Here is a 15,434-nt window from a genome sequence, read left to right as displayed (position 1 = left end):
ATGAAAAAAATAGTTCCCATACTCGTTTTTCTAGCCACTCTTTCTTGTAGTAAAAGTATCAGTCAGGTAAATACGGTTAGAGGAATAAGCGAATCTTCTAAAGTAAGCCTGCCTTATGGAGATAAAGATGTGCTTCATGAATTCCCTGCAGATTGGACAAAAGATAATTATCTGCAAGATTCACTCTACAACAAATTGGGCCTGTTTTTGTTTCAGGACAAGGATAATCCTGCCAGAAGTACTTTCAAAATTGATTATCCGGAAGCAAAAACTTTTGTAGCCAAAGATTTCATTCCTTCTGGAGAGGTGAAGAATAAAAAATCAAAAATAGAATTAAAAAGCGCACAGGTTTTTGACGGCAAAAACTACAAAATAGTATCTGTGCTATATGAAGGAAAAATAGACTGCAAAACCTGCGAATATCCTGAAAGTCAAACTCAGAACGTATTGTTGAGTATCAAAGACGGAAAAGTGATCGACAAATTGCCTATATCCTATCTTAATGGAAGCGACTTAGGACAATCATCAAGATATTTCTACATCGATTCAGACAAGATTATCCATCTTAAAGATTTTAAATCAGACGAAGAAGGCGTCACTTTTGCCCAATACCTCAAATATAAGATTACCCACGACGGCAAATTTGCCAAGCTCTGATAAAAATAAAAACCTCGCCGAAAAGCGAGGTTTTTTTATCTCAAATCTATTTTCAGAAATCTCAAATCAAGAATCCTAAATCAAAAATAGATTAATATCTGTAATATTCCGGCTTAAACGGACCTTCAACTTCAACTCCAATATAAGCAGCTTGTTCGTTGTTCAAAGTTTCCAACTCAACACCTAGTTTTGCCAAGTGAAGGGCAGCTACTTTTTCATCTAAGTGCTTAGGAAGCATGTATACTTCATTTTTGTAGGCAGCACTGTTTTTCCATAATTCAATTTGAGCCAAAGTCTGGTTTGTGAAAGAGTTACTCATTACAAAACTTGGGTGGCCTGTAGCACATCCTAAGTTTACAAGACGTCCTTCAGCCAAGATGATGATATCTTTTCCGTTGATAGTATATTTGTCTACCTGAGGCTTGATTTCGATTTTTGACGCACCGTGGTTTTTGTTCAACCAAGCCATGTCAATTTCGTTGTCAAAGTGACCAATGTTACAAACAACAGTTTTATCTTTCATTTTCTCGAAGTGTTTACCCACTACGATATCTTTGTTTCCTGTTGTAGTGATGATGATATCAGCATTAGCAACAACAGTATCCAATTTTTTAACTTCATATCCGTCCATAGCGGCTTGCAATGCACAGATTGGATCGATTTCAGTAACAGTTACGATAGAACCAGCACCTCTGAAAGAAGCAGCAGTTCCTTTTCCAACGTCACCATAACCACAAACTACAACTCTTTTTCCGGCCAACATCAAGTCAGTTGCACGACGAATCGCATCAACAGCAGATTCTTTACAGCCGTATTTGTTGTCGAATTTAGATTTAGTAACAGAATCATTCACGTTGATTGCAGGCATAGGCAATGTTCCGTTTTTCATTCTTTCATAAAGTCTGTGAACTCCTGTAGTGGTTTCTTCAGAAAGACCTTTGATGTCAGCAACTAATTCAGGGTAACGGTCAATAACCATATTAGTCAAATCACCACCGTCATCCAAGATCATGTTCAATGGCTTTCTATCTTCACCAAAGAACAAAGTTTGCTCGATACACCAGTCAAATTCTTCTTCGTTCAACCCTTTCCAAGCATAAACCTGGATTCCTGCAGCAGCAATTGCAGCAGCAGCCTGATCTTGCGTAGAGAAAATGTTACATGATGACCAAGTTACTTCAGCACCAAGAGCAATCAATGTTTCAATCAACACAGCTGTCTGGATAGTCATGTGAAGACAACCTGCAATTCGAGCACCTTTTAAAGGCTGTTCGTCTTTATATTCTCTGCGAAGTGCCATTAAACCTGGCATTTCAGCTTCAGCTAATTCAATCTCTTTTCTTCCCCAAGCCGCAAGAGAAATATCTTTCACTTTGTAAGCCACAAAAGGTAATGTCGTTGTACTCATCTATTTGTATATATTTGTATTATCAAATTTTTTGCAAATTTACGGAATTACTTTTTATTAAAATAATCCGAAAAAATTATTTAAGGTTTGTTTACAAAGAGGTAATGGTTTGAATATTAAAGCTTACCCTCAATTTAGCTTCTGAAGTGCTTGTGCAAAACTGCAACGTCAAATTTTTATTAATTAGAAATGCCTTTATATAAAGTCATACAATTTAGCCCGTCCACAAAGGTTATAATCTGGAAAATCACGGAAAGTTTTGACGAGCTTTTTTCGCAAGTTATATTAAAAGAAAAAACGCTGGACAGACTGCAATCCATGAAATCAGAAGTACATCAAAGGGCATTTCTGAGTGTCAGGAAACTGCTTCAGGAATCGGGGCATAATGATTCGCAGCTTCACTATGATGAATTTGGTAAGCCACATCTGGAAAATGAAACCCATATTTCCATTACACATTCGTTTGATTTTTCTGCAATTATCTTAAGTGATGAAAACGTAGGGATTGATATTGAGCTTCGCCGCGAAAAAGTAATACTCATTGCAGAAAAGTTTGTTGATGAAAGCGAATTCAAATTTCTGGACAAAGAAAAAAAAGAAGATTATGTTTCCAGGTTAACCGTAATTTGGGGCATAAAAGAAGCCATCTTTAAAATCAGAAATGAAAAAGGAATTAGCTTTAAAGACCATATTTTTGTGGCACCTTTTGAAATGAAAGAACAAAAAGCAAAAGCACTTTTGACTTTTGGAAACCTAAATATAGAATTTGATGTCTGTTTTGAAGAAATCGAAGATTACACTTTGGTGTATGCCTTTCAAAAAGGAAATCAGTAAGCCCAATGCAAAACATTTATAACGAAATACTACAGTCCAAAAAAGAGAAAAAAAGGCTTCTGGCAATTCTTCTCGATCCTGATAAGATTTCTCAGGATTCATTGCAAAACATCATCCCTAAGATAAACCAATCGCCGGCTACCCATATTTTTATTGGCGGCAGTTTAGTGCTCACAAACAATATCGATGAAATTATCCGGGAATTAAAGCAAAAAACCACACTTCCCATTTTGCTTTTCCCGGGAAATCCGTCACAAATCTCGATAGAAGCCCATGGCATTTTATTTCTGACTTTATTATCAGGAAGAAATCCGGATTTTTTAATCGAACATCAGGTCAAGGCAGCACCAATTCTGAAAAAAACCAATCTGGAAATTATTTCTACAGGCTATATACTGATTGAAGGTGGTAACCAGACTGCTGTAGCTTCAGTAAGCAAGACGATACCGTTACCTAGGCACAATTCAGATATTGCAGTAGCAACAGCACTCGCAGGTGAATTTTTAGGAAATAAGCTGGTTTATCTGGAAGCTGGGAGTGGTGCAAACCTTTCCGTTCCTTTAGAGACAATTTCTCTGGTTTCAAAAAATATAGGAATACCATTAATTGTAGGTGGAGGCATAAAAGACATACAGGGAATTGAAGATGCCTATGCAGCCGGAGCAGATTTGGTAGTCATAGGAACAGCTTTTGAAAATGATCCTGATTTTTTTATAAATTCTAATTTAATGCTTCATGATTGATTTTTTCCTCAATGCTTATAAAAATAAGCCTGTCGTTGATATTATCCTTGAAGCGATAGTTTTCATAACCGGGATTCTTAGTGTTTATTTTGCCAGAAAAGAAAATATCTGGGTATATCCTACTGGGATTGTTGCAACTGTGATTACGGTCTACCTATTGTATGTGGCGGGTTATTTTGCTGAAATGACGCTTAATATTTATTTCTCGGTAATGAGCGTATATGGCTGGGTCAATTGGACAAGGAAGAAAGAAGATGACTATATCGTCAAGATTTCAAGGACAAATACAAAGCAGAAAATCATTGGAGTATTGTTATTTTTTCTTACTATTGTTGTAACATATTTGGTGTATCACTTGTTCGGCGAAGAAATCATGCCCGCGAATTATATAGATATATTTACTTCGGGATTGTTTTTTACAGGAATGTGGTACATGGCAATGAAAAAGATTGAAAATTGGACGCTATGGATAATTGCAGATATCATAGCCGTACCATTATATGCGCATAGAGATTTGGGGATGTTATCATTGCAGTATGTAATTTTTACAATTTTAGCTATTTTAGCTTACATAGAATGGAGGAAAATCTTAAACAGCAGCCCACAGATAAAATCAGAATAGCATTGTATGGCCCGGAATCTACCGGAAAAACTACATTGGCAGAACAATTGGCAGAACATTTTCAATCCGGTTGGATTCCTGAATTTGCCCGCGATTATTTACAGGAAAAATGGAATCGTTCCAAAGAAATTTGTCAGCCAGAAGACCTGATTCCTATTGCAATCGGACAAATGAAACTGGAAAAAGAAGGTTTGTCTGATACCGGTAAATATCTTTTTGCCGATACAAATCTGATGTGTACAAAAGTCTTTTCAGAGATCTATTACGGTTTCTGTGATGCGGTTTTGGATAAAGCAGCCCGAAAACACAAATACGACCTGTTTCTCTTGACAGATATTGACGTTCCTTTTGAAAAAGACGACTTGCGGGATAAACCGGAGGAACGGGAAATGCTTATCCAAAAATTTGAAGAAGCATTGATTGAAAATAAAAAACCGTATATACTGCTTTCCGGCAATAAAGAAGAAAGATTGCAAAAAGCGATTGCCATTCTTGAAGATTTGGAAAAATTGAAACAATTAGGATTTAATTCCTACGATTTTGTACAGATTTATAATCAAGGAATCAGTGTGGATACAGTGGCTTATCAGCTTCAGGTATTTAATACGGGCATTCCAAAAGCAGTTTTGGAAAGACCAGCTTCATTGAGTAATGGAATTATGCCAATTTCAGAAGAAGAAGCGGTTTATTATGCCAATCTCTTCGAATCTAAAAAAGACAAGTTGAAACTTCAGAAGTTTGTGCCTGCATCTGGTGCGGCAAGCAGAATGTTCAAATTCTTAAATGAATTTGTCAACGAATACAAACTGGGCAATGAAACAATAAATGCCTATATAAACAGAAAGCATTGTGGTTCTGTTCCGATTTTCCTGATAGGAATGGAGAAATTTCCATTCTATAAAGAAGTTTTGGAATATACCCAAACAAAATATCCCGAATACAGGCAGTGGGACAAAGACACGCGTTTTTTCTATTTTATAAAATCAATGTTGTCGTCAAGTCATTTTGATTTTGCTTCAAAACCCAAAGCAGTATTGCCTTTCCATCAATATGGCGATTATATAGCTACGCCTATAGAAGAACATTTGAATGAAAGTGGCGCATATGCATTTTCCAATGGTTTTTCCAACTTGCATTTTACAATTTCAGAAGAACATCAGGGCTCTTTTGATGAAATTATAAACAATGTCAAGCCAAAGGTTGAAGCCAATACGGCTATTAAAATCCATGTTGATTATTCCTATCAGCACAAAACAACTGACACGCTTGCTGTTGACCTGCAAAATAACCCGTTCCGTTTGGATGACGGCAGTTTGTTTTTCAGGCCAGGAGGACATGGTGCCTTGATAGAGAATCTAAATCAACTGTATGCCGATGTTATTTTTATAAAAAATATCGACAATGTAATCCAGAACCATATACATCTTATCAGTTTGTATAAAAAAGCTTTGGCAGGTATCTTGTTGGAATTTCAGGAGAAGACTTTTGCTTTCTTAAAAGTTTTGTCAACAGAAACGATCCAAAAAGAAACAATTGACGAAATCGTAGAATTTGTAAAGACAAAACTTCAGATTTCTATTAATGTCGATTTCCAGAAGTATACCAGAGAAAACAAGGTTGTTCATCTACAGGAAATTCTGAACAGGCCTATCCGTGTTTGTGGGATGGTCAAAAATGAAGGAGAGCCTGGTGGTGGCCCATTTTGGGTAAGAGATACCAAGGGAAATGTTTCTCTGCAAATTGTAGAATCTTCACAGGTGGATGCTCAGAATCCTGCTCAGGCTAAAATTTTGGCAAGTGCCACACATTTCAATCCGGTTGACCTGGTTTGCGGTACGAAAAACTATAGAGGCGAAAAATTCGATCTGAGAGATTTTATCGATAATGAAAGCGGTTTTATTGTAGAAAAAAATAAAAACGGAAAGCCAATCAAAGCCTATGAATTGCCTGGACTTTGGAACGGAGCTATGGCAAAATGGATTACCATTTTTGTAGAAGTGCCTCTTATTACTTTTAATCCCGTAAAAACGGTAAATGACTTACTAAAGCCGGCACATCAGCCGCAATAATTTTGGATACGGAAAAAATAATATCAGAACTAAAGTTTAAGGCTGTCAGAAGCAGCGGAGCAGGAGGGCAGAATGTCAACAAGGTTTCCTCAAAAATTGTCCTGTCTTTTGATTTGGGAAATTCAAAAGGACTTTCTGTAGAAGAAATTGCAATTTTGGAAGAAAAAATGGCGTCACGTCTTACCAATGATAAAATACTTATCCTGAACAGTGACGAAGACCGAAGCCAGCTGAAAAACAAAGAAACTGCTATAAAAAGACTACTCCTTTTACTTCAGCAAAATCTGATCGTTCCAAAAGAACGAAAGGCAACAAAAGTGCCCAAAGCCGTTATCAAAAAACGAATCCAGAGCAAAAGAAAATTGTCTGAAAAAAAGGAATCCAGAAGAAAACCAGACTTTTAATTAAAAAATCGGAATTCTCACCTGCATTATCTAATACTTTTCTATCTTTGCCCTGTCTCAAAGGGGTGCTCTAAATAACGAGCTGAGATTATACCCAACGAACCTGGGCGGGTAATGCTGCCAAGGGAGAATGACAACTTTTTAGAGTGCACGCTTAAAAGCTTGTCATTAAGTACAATCAATTAATTTAAACAACAGAATAATTGCCCCTTTTATTCGTAAGAAAATTTACGAATGAAAACTTTATTCAAAAAAAATGAGCCTAGGCCCAAGAAAAAAAGCCTAAGCCTGCCGGAGTCGTTATTGAATGTAAAAATGATGACCGGAATTGCATTTTTTGCTTCAGCTTCTCTTTTTGCCCAAGAAAAAGTAGTTGTCGATACTACAAAAACCAGAAACCTGGATGAGGTTTTGGTTTCCGCTGTGCGGGTTACCGCACAAACACCTGTTACGTTTAGCAATATCAGTAAGAAAGAGTTGGAATCCAGAAATTTAGGTCAGGATATTCCAGCCTTGTTAAATTACCTGCCGTCAGTAGTGATAACTTCTGATGCCGGTAATGGAATTGGATATTCTGCAATTAGTGTCAGAGGTTCTGATTCAAGAAGAGTTAATGTGACGCTTAACGGAATTCCTTACAATGATTCTGAATCGCAAGGTACTTTTTGGGTCAATATGCCTGATTTTGCCTCGTCAGTTCAGAACATCCAATTGCAGCGCGGTGTAGGAACTTCTACCAATGGAGCCGGAGCTTTTGGTGCCAGCCTAAACCTGCTTACTGATTCGTATGCAACGGAAGCCAATGGTGAGATTTCAAACTCTTTCGGAAGTTTTAATTCCAGAAAGCACACCTTAAAATTTAGTACCGGATTGCTTAAAGACCATTTCGAATTGGCCGGGCGTGTTTCTAATATCAAATCTGATGGCTATATAGACAGAGCTTCTTCCGATCTGAAATCGTATTTCTTTCAAGGAACATATATAGCCAAAACTACATTGATAAAAGCATTAGTATTTGGTGGAAAAGAAAAAACATACCAGGCATGGAACGGATTGGAAGATCCGGAAAAACTAAAAAACGACAGGACTTATAATCCGTCGGGAGAATATGTTGATGACAACGGAGTAACGCGTTTCTATGATAACGAAACGGATAATTACAATCAGGATCATTATCAGCTGCATTGGAACGAACGCTTTTCAGACAACTGGAGTACCAACCTTGCTTTTCACTATACCAAAGGGAAAGGCTATTATGAAAACTACAAGAAAAAGCAGGATTTATCGGAATATGGAATCGAACCTCAGATAATAAATGGTGTAGAAATAAAGAAAAGCGACCTGATTCGAAGAAAATGGCTTGATAACGATTTTTACGGGACTACATTTTCGACAAATTATAAAAATGAAAAGGTAGACTTCATTTTGGGCGGTGGCTGGAACAAATACGAAGGCAGCCATTTTGGAAATGTTTTATGGACGAGAAGTGTTATACTGCCGGAGTATAATTTCAAATACTACGATGATTTTTCAACCAAAACCGATTTCAATGTTTTTGCAAAAATCAATTATAAACTGAATGAAAATTGGAGTCTTTTTGGTGATATGCAGTATAGGAATGTTGGATACAAAACCAAAGGAGCAGATACAGGTTTGGTAGATGATAATTTTAATTTCTTTAACCCTAAAGCGGGGATTACGTATGTTGTCAATGACGAAAACAATATTTATTTCTCGTATGCCCGTGCCAATCGTGAACCTAACCGAAGCGATTACGAATCCGGAAATCCGAAACCTGAAAAGCTAAATGATTTTGAATTAGGCTGGAGGTATAATTCGCCTAAGACAAAACTGAATGTTAACGGATACTATATGCGATATAAAGACCAGCTTGTCCTGACAGGCGCTTTAAATGATGTTGGTGCGCCAATTCGTCAAAATAGTGGAGAAAGTTACAGGCTTGGATTGGAGATAGATGCTACTCTTTTTGTGGCAGAAAAATGGATTTTCCGTCCAAATGTTACTGTCAGTGCTAACAAGAATGAAGATTTTGTTTTTCAGCGTGATGGAGTCTTAGAAAAACTAGGAAATACGGATATCGCTTTTTCTCCAAATGTAATTGTCGGAAATGCGATTACGTTTTTGCCAATAAAAAACATGCAGGTTTCGCTTCTGTCTAAATTTGTTGGAGACCAGTATATGGGAAATATAGACTCTAAAGCCTCAAAGTTGAAAAGCTACTCTGTGAGCGATTTGAATATTTCGTATGAAATAAAGACCAATACTGTTTTCAAATCGATAGTATTTTCAGGACTTGTAAATAATATTTTTGATTATAAATATGAATCAAACGGTTATTTCTATACCTATGATGACGACTATTCTAATCCGGGTACTATAAAGACAATCGAAGGAGCCGGATATTTTCCTCAGGCGGGAATTAATTTCCTGGCCGGAATGACATTGAAATTTTAAAAATTAGTTTTTTAATTATTCCCGAAAACCTGGCAGAATGCAACATTCTGTCAGGTTTTTTATTTCAGGATTTTTTTCCATTCATCCGATTCGGCAAATTCTTTTATTATAATATTTCTTTTCTTTAGGAAGGAACACAGGTAGTTTTTCAAGAAAATAAAATCGGCTAATTTTCCAAAAATGCCGAAAGGCGACTGATATTCGAAAATATCAGTCATTAAGGTCTGGTCGGCATGGGTTTCGAAATGATGTTCGTGCCGGAATCTTTTGAAAATGCCTTTAACCATTTCATCGGCAAAGAAAGACGGATGGCTATAATCAGTTACTTTTGAAGTTAGCGATTGTGTAAATCCTAAGTGTTTGGCACGCCAGGTCACGCTTTCGCCCAATCCTATTAACCCGGAAGTCTTGCCTGCAATAGCTTCTTCGCGGGTTTGTTCAGTCGAAACAATATGCAAATCAATACTTCTTGATAAATCAAATACAATGTCAATTGGAGCATTAATTGTTGTCTTTAAACAAATCCGGGGCATTTTAGTTATAAACCCGAATTATATTTCCGGTAACCTGAACCCGGTAAGGCTTCATTGGATATTCTACATCTGCTTCCGCAAGCCCCGTAAATAAGCTGTATCTAACATCGTCACATGGGCAAACCGCATTTATCCCTTCAACTACAAGCCGCGAACAGCTACTTGCGTATTGGTTAGGACAGCTGGCATCATAAGCTCTGAAACTTCCGGCTCCAGCATTAAAAACAATAATACCGTTTGCACCGGCACCGTTAAGCGTAATCAGCTTGCCGTTTCCGGTATATTGCAGATCGCTGTAAAGCGGAAGGTTTAAGTTGATTTCAACACTAAAAGAATAGTTGGGAATATAAGGGTTTCGGTTGTTAATTTTGCTGTCAGAGCACGCTGAAATCGCAATACTGATAAGCAAAAGGGCAATAATCTTTTTCATAGCAAAAATTTCTGTTCTATAAATTTGTAGAAACAAATTTAATTTAATTAACTTTGGTTTTATATACTAGCGGTATTAAATATTAAATTGGATTAAAAATACTATCTTTGTGAAAAGAAATCCCGTCGTGATGGGATTTTTTCTATTTTATATAAACGATGAAATTATGAGTAACGTATCTTATTATACAGCGGAAGGCTTAAAAAAATTGAAAGAGGAACTAGAACAGCTAAAAAGTATTGAGCGTCCAAAAGCGTCTCAGGCTATTGCTGAAGCTAGAGATAAAGGGGACTTGTCTGAAAATGCGGAATATGATGCGGCTAAAGAAGCTCAGGGTTTACTCGAAATGAGAATTTCAAAGTTGGAGGAAGTTTATGCGAATGCTCGTCTGATTGATGAGTCGCAACTTGACGTCTCTAAGGTTTTGGTATTGTCAAATGTAAAAATCAAGAACCAGGCTAATGGGATGGAAATGAAATATACGCTGGTTGCTGAAAGCGAAGCGGATTTGAAAACAGGTAAAATTTCCGTAACATCACCAATTGGAAAAGGACTGCTTGGGAAATCTGTGGGTGAAATAGCAGAAATCACAGTTCCGAACGGTGTCTTGAAATTTGAAATTTTAGAAATCAGCAGAGACTAATCATTTAAAGCATAATCTTAAAATCTAAAAAAGAATGAGCTCGATTTTTACTAAAATAGTCAACGGAGAAATACCGGCCTATAAAATTACAGAAGATGCAGACTACCTTGCGTTTTTGGATGTAAATCCAAATGCTAAGGGACATACATTGTGTATTCCAAAGAAAGAAATCGACAAAATTTTTGATATGGATGAGGACCATTATTTGGGCTTAATGAAATTCTCCAGAAAAGTAGCAAAGGCATTGGAAAAAACAGTGGCCTGCAAAAGAGTTGGTGTTGCTGTTGTGGGACTTGAAGTGCCGCATACACATGTGCATTTGATTCCGCTTAACGAAATGGACGAAATGCGTTTCCAAAACAAAGTGAAATTGACTAAAGAAGAATTTGAAACACTGGCTAAAGAAATCCAAGCCAATTTATAATTTCTTTTTAAAAGTATAAAAGCCGCAAACTCAATTGAATTTGCGGCTTTTTTTATAGCTTCTTAAAACTTACCTGCATACAGGTTCCTTTTCCTATTTCTGATGAAAGGACTTTAATTCTTCCATCGTGATATTCTTCAACGATTCTTTTTGTTAAGGAAAGCCCTAATCCCCAACCGCGTTTTTTGGTCGTAAATCCAGGCTCAAAAATTTGTTTGAATTGTTTTTTAGGAATTCCTTTTCCGGAATCTGTCACTTTGATCTTTACAAAACGGCTGTCTTCTTCAATGACAATCGACAGACCGCCGCGGCCTTTCATAGCATCAATGGCATTCTTGACCAGGTTTTCAATTGTCCAGCTATGTAATATCGGATTGATCGAGGTTATGATAGGATGATTTGGCGCCTTAAACGAAAAATTAATCTGGTTTGAAAACCTTGATTTCAGATAGTCATACGACTGTTCCGTTTCTGCAATAATGTCTTTTTCTTCTAAAACCGGCTCTGACCCGATTTTTGAAAAACGATCAGCTATGGTCTGTAATCGTACAATGTCTTTTTCAACTTCTGTTACCGTAGTTTCATCAACATCATCAGCCTTCATAATTTCGATCCAGCCAAGCAATGAAGATAAAGGTGTTCCTATCTGATGAGCCGTTTCTTTTGCCATACCAGCCCAAAGCTTGTTTTGGGTAGCCATTCTGCTGGCGCGGTAGAAATTAAAAATCAATAACCCGAACATGACCAAAATCAGGAATAAGGCTATTGGGTAATATTTCAGGTTGTTTAGCAGGGAAGAGTTTCCATAATATATGTATCGGACATCACCCGGAAGATATTCAAGAATAATCGGATCGTTTTCATTTTTGAAATTTTTAAAAAAAGCTTTTGCCTTAATAGAATCATTGGCAATCGTCTCATCAATATTTCTCATGCCCATAATGTTTCCATTCTGGTCAGTCAATACGATAGGGATGGTCGTATTTTTATCAACAATCTGTCTTGGAAGCTCAATATCGTCATTGAGCAAATCGGCATTGTTGATCGTTTTTAAGGAAGTCGCCCAAATCTGCATTTTGACATGTTCCTCGTTTTTAAAAATCTGGAAAAAAGTGTAAGTATTCCAAAGAATCAGGGAAATGATGAGAAAGGAGATTATGATGATAATCCAGCGTGTGACATTTCTTTTTTCAGAAAACTGCATAAATTTTATTTTGAGGTATAAATATAAGCAAAAGATATAAAGTCGAATTTTGAAACTGTTTATAAATCGTAAACACTTCGCTTATTCTTCTTGATGCAATTTATTACTTTTGTTTAAACGCAGAATTTTATGATTAGTATAATACCGAAGGAAATTCCAACCGCAAAATTGCAGGGGTATCTTCAGGGATCAGTAGGGCCAAGGCCGATAGCTTTTGCCAGTACGATAGATAGTAACGGAAAACCGAATTTGTCGCCGTTTAGTTTTTTCAATCTTTTTAGCGCAAATCCGCCAATTTTGATTTTTTCGCCGTCAAGGAGAGTTCGGGATAATACTATAAAACATACGCTGATTAATGCTGAAGCTACCCGTGAAGTTGTTATTAATGTTGTTAATTATGACATGGTGCAGCAAGCGTCTTTGGCAAGTACAGAATATGGCGATGGTGTGAATGAGTTTTTGAAAGCCGGATTTACGGCCATTCCATCGGATATGGTAAAACCGTACCGTGTAAAGGAATCTCCTGTACAGTTTGAATGCAAAATACAGGAAATTATCAGTCTTGGAACAGAAGGCGGAGCCGGAAATTTAATCATCTGCGAAATCGTCAAAATGCATATTGACGAAAAGATTTTAGATGAAAACGGAGGTGTTGACCAGCATAAGATTGATTTGGTTTCACGTTTAGGCGGAAACTGGTATTCCCGTTCGAATATGGGATTGTTTGAAGTAGAAAAACCATTGACGACATTAGGTATTGGTGTTGACCAAATTCCAGATTTTATAAAAGAAAGTCCGGTTTTTGACGGTAATGATTTAGGGAAATTGGGCAACGTAGAAGCATTGCCTACAACCGAAGAAGTTGCTATATTTGTAGACCAGAATTTTGCCGTAAAAGGCGTATTAAGTTCTGATGATCAGGAGAAAGTGCATTTAAAAGCAAAAGAATATCTTGATAATAATGAAGTGATGGCAGCATGGAAAGTGCTATTGTCAGAAAAAATATAATGAGAGGGCTGATTTACAAGCCATATAAATAATAAAAACAAAAGAAGATTATGGAAGTTACAGGAAGAGTTAAAGTGATAAATGCCGAACAGCAAGTTAGTGCGTCATTTAAAAAGAGAGAATTAGTTGTTACAACAGATGAGCAATATCCGCAGCATATCATGATTGAATTTACGCAGGATAAATGTGATTTGTTGAATAACTATACAGTAGGCGAGCCTGTTAAGGTTTCTATCAACCTAAGAGGTAGAGAGTGGATAAATCCACAAGGGGAAACCAAATATTTCAACAGTATTCAAGGCTGGAGAATCGAGAAATTGCAAGCTGAAGCACCTTCATCTTCTGCGCAAGTACCTCCAATGCCGGCAAAAGAAGCTTTTGAGCCAGCAAATAACTATAAAGAAGAAGAGCACGACGACCTGCCTTTTTAATTCAAAAATAGAAAATCGAAAAACCGCAAATATTGCGGTTTTTTTGTGACTTTAAGAAAATAAGAATGTATTTCCTTAGTAAAGAATTGTTTTTTCCTCCGGTTGAAGAAGCCAACGATGATGGAATTGTAGCCATTGGCGGTGATTTGTCGCCAGAAAGGCTCCTATTGGCTTATAAGAGCGGTATTTTTCCGTGGTTTGATGATGATGAGCCTATTCTTTGGTGGTCGCCACCTGAAAGGATGGTTTTGTTTCCTGAAGAATTTAAGGTTTCCAAAAGCATGAGGAATATTTTAAACCAAGAGATCTTTAAAGTGACATTCAACCAAAGTTTTAGAGATGTTATTGCAAATTGCAGCACAATAAAAAGAAATGGACAGCAGGGAACCTGGATTTCGGAAAAGATGATTGAAGCCTATACAAAACTCCATGAAATGGGAATTGCCAAATCGGTAGAAATCTGGCAGAATGACATATTGGTTGGAGGACTTTATGGTGTTGATTTAGGACATGTTTTCTGTGGTGAAAGTATGTTTTCAAAAGTTTCTAATGCCTCAAAAGTAGCTTTTGTTTCATTGGTCAGGAAATTAAAAGAAGCCAATTATAAGCTCTTGGATTGTCAGGTTCATAATAGCCATTTGGAAAGTTTAGGTGCAAGGGAAATTTCCAGAGAAGATTTTATGGGGATTATTAAAAAAGGCTAACAATGACTAAAAACTTCATAATTATTGCCTTAGTGATGTCCGTTTTATATGCCTGCAATTCAGTTAAGTTGCCACTGGCCAAGTTTAATGCTTCACCATTGGGCTATTCTCAGAAAGTTGTTGGTGATAGTTTGGTTATCACGTTAGATAATTTATTGAAATGTCCCGTGCGGATAGTTTTGAATGATACTTTGCTAAACAAACGTTTTGAAAGTAAAGGAATGGTAGTGCTAAATCCCAGTGAAAAAAAAAGAGTCAGTGTTTTTTTAAGCGAAGCCAAACAATACAATTCTGGGGCAAATTATATGCTGGGAAATGCAATGTCATTTCCAAAAGAAACCAGGCTGACTTTACCGTTTCAAAAAGGAAAGAAGTATAAAGTAATTCAAGGGCATAATGGGAGTTTTTCACATAAAGACGGATTGTCAAAACTGGCTCTGGATTTTGATTTAAAAACTGGAGATACGATATGTGCAGCTGCAGACGGTTTTGTCGTAGGTCTTGTCGATAAGTACAAGCATCATGGAAAAGACAGTTCATGGAAAAATTACGCCAATTTTATTACGCTCTACCATCCGGAAACGGGACTGTTTACAGAATATATCCATTTAAAAGAGAAAGGCGCTCTGGTCACCATAGGTGACTTTGTAAAAGCCGGACAGCCCATTGCACTATGTGGCATGACAGGATGGACTACAATGGCGCATTTGCACTTTGTTGCTTATTTTAGAAACACAAGCTGGAAATCAGAACCTGTAAATGTCAATTTTATTGAAGGTTATAAGGCAGAAGAATTAAAAAACGGTGATGTTGTAAAAAGCAATAGCTTATAAGCGTAGAGTAGG

General features: G+C 36.9%; 17 protein-coding genes and 1 riboswitch. Of the genes, 13 read left to right on the top strand and 4 right to left on the bottom strand.

Annotation, left to right across the window (positions count from 1 at the left end; translation table 11 throughout):
- Positions 1-657: a hypothetical protein gene (locus ABH942_RS03520; protein WP_370029605.1), complete on the top strand. Its 657-nt coding sequence runs from the start codon at positions 1-3 to the stop codon at positions 655-657.
- Positions 658-748: 91 nt separating this feature from the next.
- Here the strand turns inward: ABH942_RS03520 and ahcY are convergent, their stop codons facing one another.
- Entirely contained in the window at positions 749-2,065 is a 1,317-nt protein-coding gene (ahcY, locus tag ABH942_RS03515) for an adenosylhomocysteinase (RefSeq protein WP_370029604.1), read from the bottom strand.
- A 189-nt stretch (positions 2,066-2,254) separates the two neighbouring features.
- Between ahcY and ABH942_RS03510 the strand changes: the two genes are divergently transcribed.
- The 6 genes from ABH942_RS03510 to ABH942_RS03485 all read left to right on the top strand — a co-directional run bounded on the left by ABH942_RS03510 (position 2,255) and on the right by ABH942_RS03485 (position 9,212).
- Positions 2,255-2,899 (top strand): 4'-phosphopantetheinyl transferase superfamily protein, encoded by a 645-nt coding sequence (locus tag ABH942_RS03510; protein WP_370029603.1) that lies wholly within the window; start codon positions 2,255-2,257, stop codon positions 2,897-2,899.
- Between the two features lie 5 nt (positions 2,900-2,904).
- Positions 2,905-3,642: a geranylgeranylglyceryl/heptaprenylglyceryl phosphate synthase gene (locus ABH942_RS03505; RefSeq protein WP_370029602.1), complete on the top strand. Its 738-nt coding sequence runs from the start codon at positions 2,905-2,907 to the stop codon at positions 3,640-3,642.
- Positions 3,635-4,264, top strand: coding sequence for a nicotinamide riboside transporter PnuC (gene pnuC / locus ABH942_RS03500; protein ID WP_370029601.1), 630 nt, complete (start codon positions 3,635-3,637; stop codon positions 4,262-4,264). The genes ABH942_RS03505 and pnuC overlap by 8 nt, the downstream gene beginning before the upstream one ends.
- Positions 4,219-6,333: a DUF4301 family protein gene (locus ABH942_RS03495; RefSeq protein ID WP_370029600.1), complete on the top strand. Its 2,115-nt coding sequence runs from the start codon at positions 4,219-4,221 to the stop codon at positions 6,331-6,333. The genes pnuC and ABH942_RS03495 overlap by 46 nt, the downstream gene beginning before the upstream one ends.
- Positions 6,334-6,335: 2 nt before the next feature.
- Positions 6,336-6,737, top strand: coding sequence for an alternative ribosome rescue aminoacyl-tRNA hydrolase ArfB (gene arfB, locus ABH942_RS03490; protein WP_370029599.1), 402 nt, complete (start codon positions 6,336-6,338; stop codon positions 6,735-6,737).
- 51 nt (positions 6,738-6,788) lie between these two features.
- Positions 6,789-6,882, top strand: a riboswitch (TPP riboswitch).
- A gap of 89 nt (positions 6,883-6,971) precedes the next feature.
- On the top strand, positions 6,972-9,212 hold the full coding sequence (locus tag ABH942_RS03485) for a TonB-dependent receptor (RefSeq protein ID WP_370029598.1): 2,241 nt from the start codon (positions 6,972-6,974) through the stop codon (positions 9,210-9,212).
- Positions 9,213-9,271: 59 nt separating this feature from the next.
- Here ABH942_RS03485 and ABH942_RS03480 read toward each other — a convergent pair whose 3' ends face one another.
- Both ABH942_RS03480 and ABH942_RS03475 read right to left on the bottom strand, forming a co-directional pair.
- On the bottom strand, positions 9,272-9,745 hold the full coding sequence (locus ABH942_RS03480; protein ID WP_370029597.1) for a cell division protein: 474 nt from the start codon (positions 9,743-9,745) through the stop codon (positions 9,272-9,274).
- 1 nt (position 9,746) lies between these two features.
- A complete protein-coding gene (locus tag ABH942_RS03475) occupies positions 9,747-10,175 on the bottom strand; it encodes a Rieske (2Fe-2S) protein (protein WP_370029596.1) in 429 nt (142 codons plus the stop codon).
- A gap of 166 nt (positions 10,176-10,341) precedes the next feature.
- Here ABH942_RS03475 and greA point away from each other — a divergent pair, with 166 nt between their 5' ends.
- On the top strand, positions 10,342-10,818 hold the full coding sequence (gene greA / locus ABH942_RS03470; protein WP_370029595.1) for a transcription elongation factor GreA: 477 nt from the start codon (positions 10,342-10,344) through the stop codon (positions 10,816-10,818).
- A gap of 34 nt (positions 10,819-10,852) precedes the next feature.
- A complete protein-coding gene (locus ABH942_RS03465) occupies positions 10,853-11,242 on the top strand; it encodes an HIT family protein (RefSeq protein WP_370029594.1) in 390 nt (129 codons plus the stop codon).
- A 52-nt stretch (positions 11,243-11,294) separates the two neighbouring features.
- Here the strand turns inward: ABH942_RS03465 and ABH942_RS03460 are convergent, their stop codons facing one another.
- Entirely contained in the window at positions 11,295-12,446 is a 1,152-nt protein-coding gene (locus ABH942_RS03460; RefSeq protein ID WP_370029593.1) for a PAS domain-containing sensor histidine kinase, read from the bottom strand.
- Positions 12,447-12,575: 129 nt separating this feature from the next.
- Here ABH942_RS03460 and ABH942_RS03455 point away from each other — a divergent pair, with 129 nt between their 5' ends.
- The 4 genes from ABH942_RS03455 to ABH942_RS03440 all read left to right on the top strand — a co-directional run bounded on the left by ABH942_RS03455 (position 12,576) and on the right by ABH942_RS03440 (position 15,422).
- Positions 12,576-13,454, top strand: a complete 879-nt coding sequence (locus tag ABH942_RS03455; RefSeq protein ID WP_370029592.1) for a flavin reductase family protein — start codon at positions 12,576-12,578, stop codon at positions 13,452-13,454.
- Positions 13,455-13,504: 50 nt separating this feature from the next.
- Entirely contained in the window at positions 13,505-13,885 is a 381-nt protein-coding gene (locus ABH942_RS03450; protein WP_370029591.1) for a DUF3127 domain-containing protein, read from the top strand.
- A gap of 65 nt (positions 13,886-13,950) precedes the next feature.
- On the top strand, positions 13,951-14,589 hold the full coding sequence (gene aat / locus ABH942_RS03445; protein WP_370029590.1) for a leucyl/phenylalanyl-tRNA--protein transferase: 639 nt from the start codon (positions 13,951-13,953) through the stop codon (positions 14,587-14,589).
- 2 nt (positions 14,590-14,591) lie between these two features.
- A complete protein-coding gene (locus tag ABH942_RS03440) occupies positions 14,592-15,422 on the top strand; it encodes a M23 family metallopeptidase (protein WP_370029589.1) in 831 nt (276 codons plus the stop codon).
- The last annotated feature ends 12 nt before the right edge of the window (positions 15,423-15,434 follow it).

This window comes from Flavobacterium sp. 28YEA47A (assembly GCF_041262125.1).
Taxonomy (GTDB): Bacteria; Bacteroidota; Bacteroidia; order Flavobacteriales; family Flavobacteriaceae; genus Flavobacterium.
The sequence above is the reverse complement of the archived record's forward strand: the minus strand, read 5'-3'. Positions and strand labels throughout refer to the sequence as shown.

What these genes read in the sequence shown, in the direction of transcription:
- ABH942_RS03520 (WP_370029605.1), top strand. Translation starts at nt 1, where the DNA reads ATGAAAAAAATAGTTCCCATACTCGTTTTTCTAGCCACTCTTTCTTGT.
- ahcY (WP_370029604.1), bottom strand. Translation starts at nt 2,065, where the DNA reads ATGAGTACAACGACATTACCTTTTGTGGCTTACAAAGTGAAAGATATT.
- ABH942_RS03510 (WP_370029603.1), top strand. Translation starts at nt 2,255, where the DNA reads ATGCCTTTATATAAAGTCATACAATTTAGCCCGTCCACAAAGGTTATA.
- ABH942_RS03505 (WP_370029602.1), top strand. Translation starts at nt 2,905, where the DNA reads ATGCAAAACATTTATAACGAAATACTACAGTCCAAAAAAGAGAAAAAA.
- pnuC (WP_370029601.1), top strand. Translation starts at nt 3,635, where the DNA reads ATGATTGATTTTTTCCTCAATGCTTATAAAAATAAGCCTGTCGTTGAT.
- ABH942_RS03495 (WP_370029600.1), top strand. Translation starts at nt 4,219, where the DNA reads ATGGAGGAAAATCTTAAACAGCAGCCCACAGATAAAATCAGAATAGCA.
- ABH942_RS03485 (WP_370029598.1), top strand. Translation starts at nt 6,972, where the DNA reads ATGAAAACTTTATTCAAAAAAAATGAGCCTAGGCCCAAGAAAAAAAGC.
- ABH942_RS03480 (WP_370029597.1), bottom strand. Translation starts at nt 9,745, where the DNA reads ATGCCCCGGATTTGTTTAAAGACAACAATTAATGCTCCAATTGACATT.
- ABH942_RS03475 (WP_370029596.1), bottom strand. Translation starts at nt 10,175, where the DNA reads ATGAAAAAGATTATTGCCCTTTTGCTTATCAGTATTGCGATTTCAGCG.
- greA (WP_370029595.1), top strand. Translation starts at nt 10,342, where the DNA reads ATGAGTAACGTATCTTATTATACAGCGGAAGGCTTAAAAAAATTGAAA.
- ABH942_RS03465 (WP_370029594.1), top strand. Translation starts at nt 10,853, where the DNA reads ATGAGCTCGATTTTTACTAAAATAGTCAACGGAGAAATACCGGCCTAT.
- ABH942_RS03460 (WP_370029593.1), bottom strand. Translation starts at nt 12,446, where the DNA reads ATGCAGTTTTCTGAAAAAAGAAATGTCACACGCTGGATTATCATCATA.
- ABH942_RS03455 (WP_370029592.1), top strand. Translation starts at nt 12,576, where the DNA reads ATGATTAGTATAATACCGAAGGAAATTCCAACCGCAAAATTGCAGGGG.
- ABH942_RS03450 (WP_370029591.1), top strand. Translation starts at nt 13,505, where the DNA reads ATGGAAGTTACAGGAAGAGTTAAAGTGATAAATGCCGAACAGCAAGTT.
- aat (WP_370029590.1), top strand. Translation starts at nt 13,951, where the DNA reads ATGTATTTCCTTAGTAAAGAATTGTTTTTTCCTCCGGTTGAAGAAGCC.
- ABH942_RS03440 (WP_370029589.1), top strand. Translation starts at nt 14,592, where the DNA reads ATGACTAAAAACTTCATAATTATTGCCTTAGTGATGTCCGTTTTATAT.